Origin of the sequence: Mesobacillus sp. (genome assembly GCF_049588175.1) — a bacterium.
Lineage (GTDB): Bacteria > Bacillota > Bacilli > Bacillales > Cytobacillaceae > Mesobacillus.
Window position 1 is genome coordinate 1 of record NZ_JBAVFI010000040.1, and the last position, 5,547, is coordinate 5,547.

6 protein-coding genes are annotated in these 5,547 nt (G+C 45.3%); all 6 read left to right on the top strand.

Features of this window, described 5'->3' with window-relative positions:
* The first annotated feature begins 63 nt into the window (after positions 1–63).
* Positions 64–513: a ribose 5-phosphate isomerase B gene (gene rpiB / locus WB217_RS00875; RefSeq protein WP_423989759.1), complete on the top strand. Its 450-nt coding sequence runs from the start codon at positions 64–66 to the stop codon at positions 511–513.
* Between the two features lie 75 nt (positions 514–588).
* Complete coding sequence (locus WB217_RS00880; protein ID WP_423989761.1) at positions 589–1,161, top strand: TIGR01440 family protein; 573 nt, start codon at positions 589–591, stop codon at positions 1,159–1,161.
* Positions 1,162–1,300: 139 nt separating this feature from the next.
* A complete protein-coding gene (gene glyA, locus WB217_RS00885) occupies positions 1,301–2,542 on the top strand; it encodes a serine hydroxymethyltransferase (RefSeq protein WP_423989763.1) in 1,242 nt (413 codons plus the stop codon).
* Positions 2,543–2,810: 268 nt separating this feature from the next.
* Positions 2,811–3,440 (top strand): uracil phosphoribosyltransferase, encoded by a 630-nt coding sequence (gene upp / locus WB217_RS00890; RefSeq protein ID WP_207501354.1) that lies wholly within the window; start codon positions 2,811–2,813, stop codon positions 3,438–3,440.
* Positions 3,441–3,473: 33 nt separating this feature from the next.
* Complete coding sequence (gene wecB, locus WB217_RS00895) at positions 3,474–4,595, top strand: non-hydrolyzing UDP-N-acetylglucosamine 2-epimerase (protein ID WP_423989767.1); 1,122 nt, start codon at positions 3,474–3,476, stop codon at positions 4,593–4,595.
* A gap of 249 nt (positions 4,596–4,844) precedes the next feature.
* Positions 4,845–5,547 (top strand): S8 family peptidase (locus WB217_RS00900; RefSeq protein WP_423989765.1); only part of this gene is annotated, 703 nt, incomplete at its 3' end.

Here is a 5,547-nt window from a genome sequence, read left to right on the forward strand (position 1 = left end):
TATGAGAAAATAACGGTAGAATTTATTGCCCCGCAAGCCGGGAATCAATAGGAGGATTATACAATGAAAGTTGCAATTGCTTCAGACCATGGCGGAGTGAATATCCGTGAAGAAATTAAGAGCTTGATGGACGAAATGAATATTCAATACGAAGATTTTGGCTGTGAATGCGGTACATCAGTAGACTATCCTGACTATGCGCTTCCTGTTGCTGAAAAGGTGGCAAACGGAGAATTTGATAAGGGAATTTTAATTTGCGGAACGGGAATCGGCATGAGCATTGCCGCGAATAAGGTAAAAGGGATCCGCTGCGCCTTGGTGCACGATGTTTTCAGCGCGAAAGCAACGCGCCAGCATAATGACAGCAACATCCTTGCAATGGGTGAACGTGTCATTGGGCCAGGACTTGCCCGGGAAATAGCGTCTGTATGGTTAACTGAAGAATATGAAGGCGGACGTCACGAAAATCGTGTGGGGAAAATTAAGGACTATGAAAACCGGAGTGGAAAATAAGCTTATTGGAAGTTGAATTCATTAGAGGCTGGCATAGATTGATCATCCTGTGCCGAGATTACTGCAAAGGGAGCGATGACATTGGCAATCGAACAATGGGAAGCAGATCTGAAGTCAATCCTCACTGATTTTAATGAACAGGCTCAACTGAAAAAAGGTCAGGTACTGGTAGTTGGCTGCAGTACGAGCGAAATCATCGGGCAAAAAATCGGCACTGCTGGTACGGAAGAGGTAGCAGAGATGGTGTTCAGGCAGCTTCGCGATTTTCAGACTGAGACAGGGGTTCAGCTTGCATTCCAATGCTGTGAACACTTGAACCGGGCAATCGTAGTCGAGCGCGAAACGGCTGAACAAAAACAGCTGGACGAAGTAACGGTTATTCCAGTCAGGACGGCTGGCGGGGCGATGGCTTCCTATGCCTATCAGAAGATGAATGATGCCGTAGTTGTGGAATTCATCAAGGGAGATGCCGGAATCGATATCGGTGACACGCTGATAGGGATGCATTTGAGGCATGTAGCTGTTCCGGTGCGTGTCCCGCAAAAAAGCATTGGCCATGCACATGTTACTTTGGCGAAAACAAGGCCGAAGCTGATAGGCGGTGCACGGGCGGTATATGAGAGAACGAAGGAAAATGAATCTTGTTAACAGAGACCGGGAGGCATGTTTTATTTTGCTCTGAAAGATGGGTCAGCCTTTCCTTTCATTATAATATCGGCTAAAATAAGAATGAATTTTCAAATAACGAAAGTACTCAATACATACAAGCAATGAAGGGGGAACTATAGTGAAGCACTTGTCACAGCAAGATAGCCAGGTTTATGCAGCGATTCAGGATGAGCTTAAGAGGCAGCGTACGAAAATTGAATTAATCGCCTCTGAGAATTTTGTAAGTGAGGCAGTTATGGAAGCGCAGGGTTCTGTGCTGACGAATAAATATGCGGAAGGATACCCAGGCCGCCGTTATTATGGCGGATGTGAGTATGTGGACGTTGCTGAAAACATTGCACGCGATCGCGCGAAGGAAATTTTCGGGGCTGAGCATGTGAACGTACAGCCGCATTCTGGCGCCCAGGCGAATATGGCTGTTTATTTCACTGTCCTTGAACAGGGAGACACGGTCCTCGGCATGAATTTATCACATGGCGGCCACTTGACGCACGGCAGCCCAGTTAACTTCAGCGGCATTCAGTACAACTTCGTAGAGTACGGTGTTGACGAGAAAACACATCTAATTAATTACGATGATGTTCTTGAAAAAGCACGCGAGCATAAGCCGAAGATGATTGTGGCAGGTGCGAGTGCTTACCCTAGAGCGATTGACTTCAAGCGTTTCCGTGAAATCGCGGATGAAGTTGGAGCTTATCTAATGGTCGATATGGCTCACATTGCCGGTTTGGTTGCTGCTGGCCTACATCAAAATCCAGTTCCATACGCTGATTTTGTGACGACTACTACTCACAAAACGCTTCGCGGCCCGCGCGGCGGCATGATTTTATGTAAAGAAGAATTCGCGAAGAAAATTGATAAATCGATTTTCCCTGGGATTCAGGGCGGACCGCTTATGCATGTCATTGCTGCTAAAGCTGTTGCTTTTGGTGAAGCATTACAGGAAGACTTCAAGCAATACGCGCAAAATATCATTTCCAATGCAAGCCACCTTGCTGAAGGCTTGAAGAAGGAAGGAATCAACCTTGTTTCTGACGGGACCGATAACCACCTTTTGCTTATAGACCTGCGTTCACTTGGTTTGACTGGAAAAGTCGCTGAGAAGGTGCTCGATGATATCGGCATCACAGTGAATAAAAACACCATTCCTTTCGATCCGGAAAGCCCGTTTGTCACAAGCGGAATCCGAATTGGAACTGCAGCCGTTACAAGCCGCGGTTTCGGGCATGAAGAAATGGATGAGATCGCTTCCCTAATCGCCTTCACATTGAAAAATCACGAAGACGAAGCAAAACTAGAAGAAGCCAAAACACGCGTCGAAGAACTCACAAGCAAATTCGAACTATATCCAGAACGATAAAGTTGCGAGCTTTAACACATTAACGCACCGGGGGTCTGACCCCCGGTGCGGTGATGCGTTAAAGTGCTCTAACTATTTAAGGCAGCCTTTGTGAATGAGGGCTGCTTTTTGCGGTAAAATGACTATGATTACTAAATTAATACATTAGGCGGCAATGGTTGCTTACAGGAATGTTTTTCTGTAAAATTAGACGAAGTGTGATTCAACAGATCTTACATATAACAGACAGGTGTTCACAACTCATTTACCCTGAAAAGGAGAGATACACATGGCAAAGGTATACGTATTTGACCATCCATTGATCCAGCATAAACTTACTTATATTCGCGATAAGAGTACAGGCACAAAGGAATTCCGCGAGCTTGTAGATGAAGTCGCAACGCTTATGGCGTTCGAAATCACTCGTGACATGCCGCTTGAGGAAATTGAAATTGAAACACCAGTCAACAAGACTAAATCCAAAGTTCTTTCTGGTAAAAAGCTTGGAATCATCCCAATTTTACGTGCTGGAATCGGCATGGTTGACGGTATCCTGAAATTGATCCCGGCTGCAAAGGTTGGACACATCGGGCTATACCGTGACCCGGAAACATTGATGCCGGTTGAATACTATGTCAAGCTTCCTAGCGATGTCGAGGAGCGCGATTTTATCGTCGTTGATCCAATGCTTGCAACAGGCGGATCAGCGATTGAAGCGATCAACTCTCTTAAAAAGCGTGGCGGAAAGCACATCAAATTCATGTGTTTGATTGCGGCTCCTGAAGGGGTAGATGCAGTGAAAGAAGCGCATCCAGACGTTGACATTTATATTGCAGCACTAGATGAAAAGCTAAATGACCATGGATATATTGTTCCAGGACTGGGCGACGCAGGCGACCGTTTATTTGGAACGAAATAAGGAGTGTTTGATTTGAATCAGCCGATTAAAGTCATGACGATATTTGGGACTCGCCCTGAAGCGATTAAGATGGCGCCGCTTGTCCTTGAATTGCAGAAGCACCCGGAGCATTTTGAATCGATCGTAACAGTTACTGCCCAGCACCGCCAAATGCTGGACCAGGTTCTTGATATTTTCAATATAAAGCCGGATCACGACCTGAACATCATGAAGGATCGCCAGACATTGATTGATGTAACAACAAGAGGTTTGGAAGGCCTTGACAAGGTAATGAAGGAAGTTAAGCCTGATATCGTCCTTGTGCATGGCGATACGACAACGACATTTGTTGCCAGCCTGGCAGCATATTACAATCAAATTGTTGTCGGTCATGTTGAGGCTGGCTTGAGAACGTGGAATAAATATTCGCCGTTCCCGGAAGAAATGAACCGTCAGCTGACTGGCGTAATGGCAGACCTTCATTTCGCGCCTACATCCAAATCTGCGGCAAATCTTCTGCAGGAAAACAAGCTTGAAGAAAATATCTTCATTACCGGTAATACTGCAATCGATGCGCTGAAAACGACGGTAAAAGAAACGTATCAGCATGATGTGCTTGATAAGCTAGGCAATGACCGCTTAATCCTGATGACTGCCCACCGTCGTGAAAATCTTGGTGAGCCGATGCGCAATATGTTCCGTGCGATCAAGAGGATTGTTGATGAGCAGCCTGATGTACAGGTTGTCTATCCTGTTCACTTGAACCCGGTCGTTCGCGAGCTTGCTGATGAAGTGCTTGGAAATGACCCTCGCATCCATCTGATTGAACCGCTTGATGTGATTGATTTCCATAACTTCGCATCTCGTGCGCACTTAATCCTTACTGATTCAGGCGGAGTGCAAGAAGAAGCACCATCTCTAGGTGTTCCGGTTCTTGTACTGCGTGATACTACTGAGCGTCCTGAAGGGATCGAGGCAGGTACACTGAAGCTTGCCGGCAACGAAGAGCAGCCAATCTATGATATGGCTACCGAACTTCTGACAGACAGCGCAGCCTATGAAAAAATGGCAAAGGCCTCTAATCCATATGGTGACGGCCGCGCTTCAGAACGTATTTGCGAAGCAATCCGCTTCTACTTCAAACAAACTGACAAGCGACCAGGTCAGTATCAATAAAAGCTAGATGATGAGCACCTCTTTTATAAGGGGTGCTTTTTTGATGTGGAGATTTTACATTTAGAATCATTCTAGTTCGCGGAATTAGTGATTGAGATCGTGGAATTACCGTAACTTTTCGAGTGATTGCATTATACTTTCGCGGCGAAATAATCCTCCATGATATTTAAATAGAAGCAAAATTCATCTCCACCTGCATACTAAACCTCCCTAAAACAAAATCTATTCAAAAAAGGGAGGAAAAACAGCTTGAAAAAGTGGAGTATACTAATTGTTTTCCTGAGCTTCATCCTAATGGCTGGCTTCAAATCAATTAAGCTTCAGCATCCGCCAATTCCAGCAGAAGATCCTTCCACGGAAAAAGTAGCGATTGTCCTGACAAAGCATCCACTGACTGAAAAAGAAATAAGCGGTCAGCTGCATAAATTCAAAAATATAAAGCTTCGCCGCGTTTTTAAGCATGCGATTAACGGATATTCGGTGGAAGGTCCTATTTCTGAGCTAAGACAGCTAGAAGGTGGGAATGAAATAAAGCTAGTATCTGAAGTAAGCACCTATCAGGTTGAGAGTGCTCCTTACTTATCGACTAGTTTCCCTAAAAGCACCAAGATGTCACACAATGAAAAAATTATTATTGGTCCCAATCATCATCCCAAACCATACCGGTCAAGTGATAGTTTTACCGATAATTTTGAATTGATTGGTTCAGAGGCTGTCCGCGGCATTTTAGATAGGAATGGTGAGAGGCTGACGGGAAGAGGTGTAACAATTGGTGTGATTGATACTGGGATCGATTATGATCATCCTGACCTTAGAAGGAATTATGCTGGTGGTCATGACCTGGTAGACGGTGATGAGGATCCGATGGAAACGAAAGGCATTGGGGTGAAAAGCACCCTGCACGGAACGCATGTAGCCGGGATTATCGCCGCGAATGGAAGAATGCGGGGGA

Bases quoted from the DNA above. Each gene is read 5' to 3' on its own strand.
- wecB (WP_423989767.1), top strand. From the start codon at position 3,474: ATGACGATATTTGGGACTCGCCCTGAAGCGATTAAGATGGCGCCGCTT.
- WB217_RS00880 (WP_423989761.1), top strand. From the start codon at position 589: ATGACATTGGCAATCGAACAATGGGAAGCAGATCTGAAGTCAATCCTC.
- upp (WP_207501354.1), top strand. From the start codon at position 2,811: ATGGCAAAGGTATACGTATTTGACCATCCATTGATCCAGCATAAACTT.
- rpiB (WP_423989759.1), top strand. From the start codon at position 64: ATGAAAGTTGCAATTGCTTCAGACCATGGCGGAGTGAATATCCGTGAA.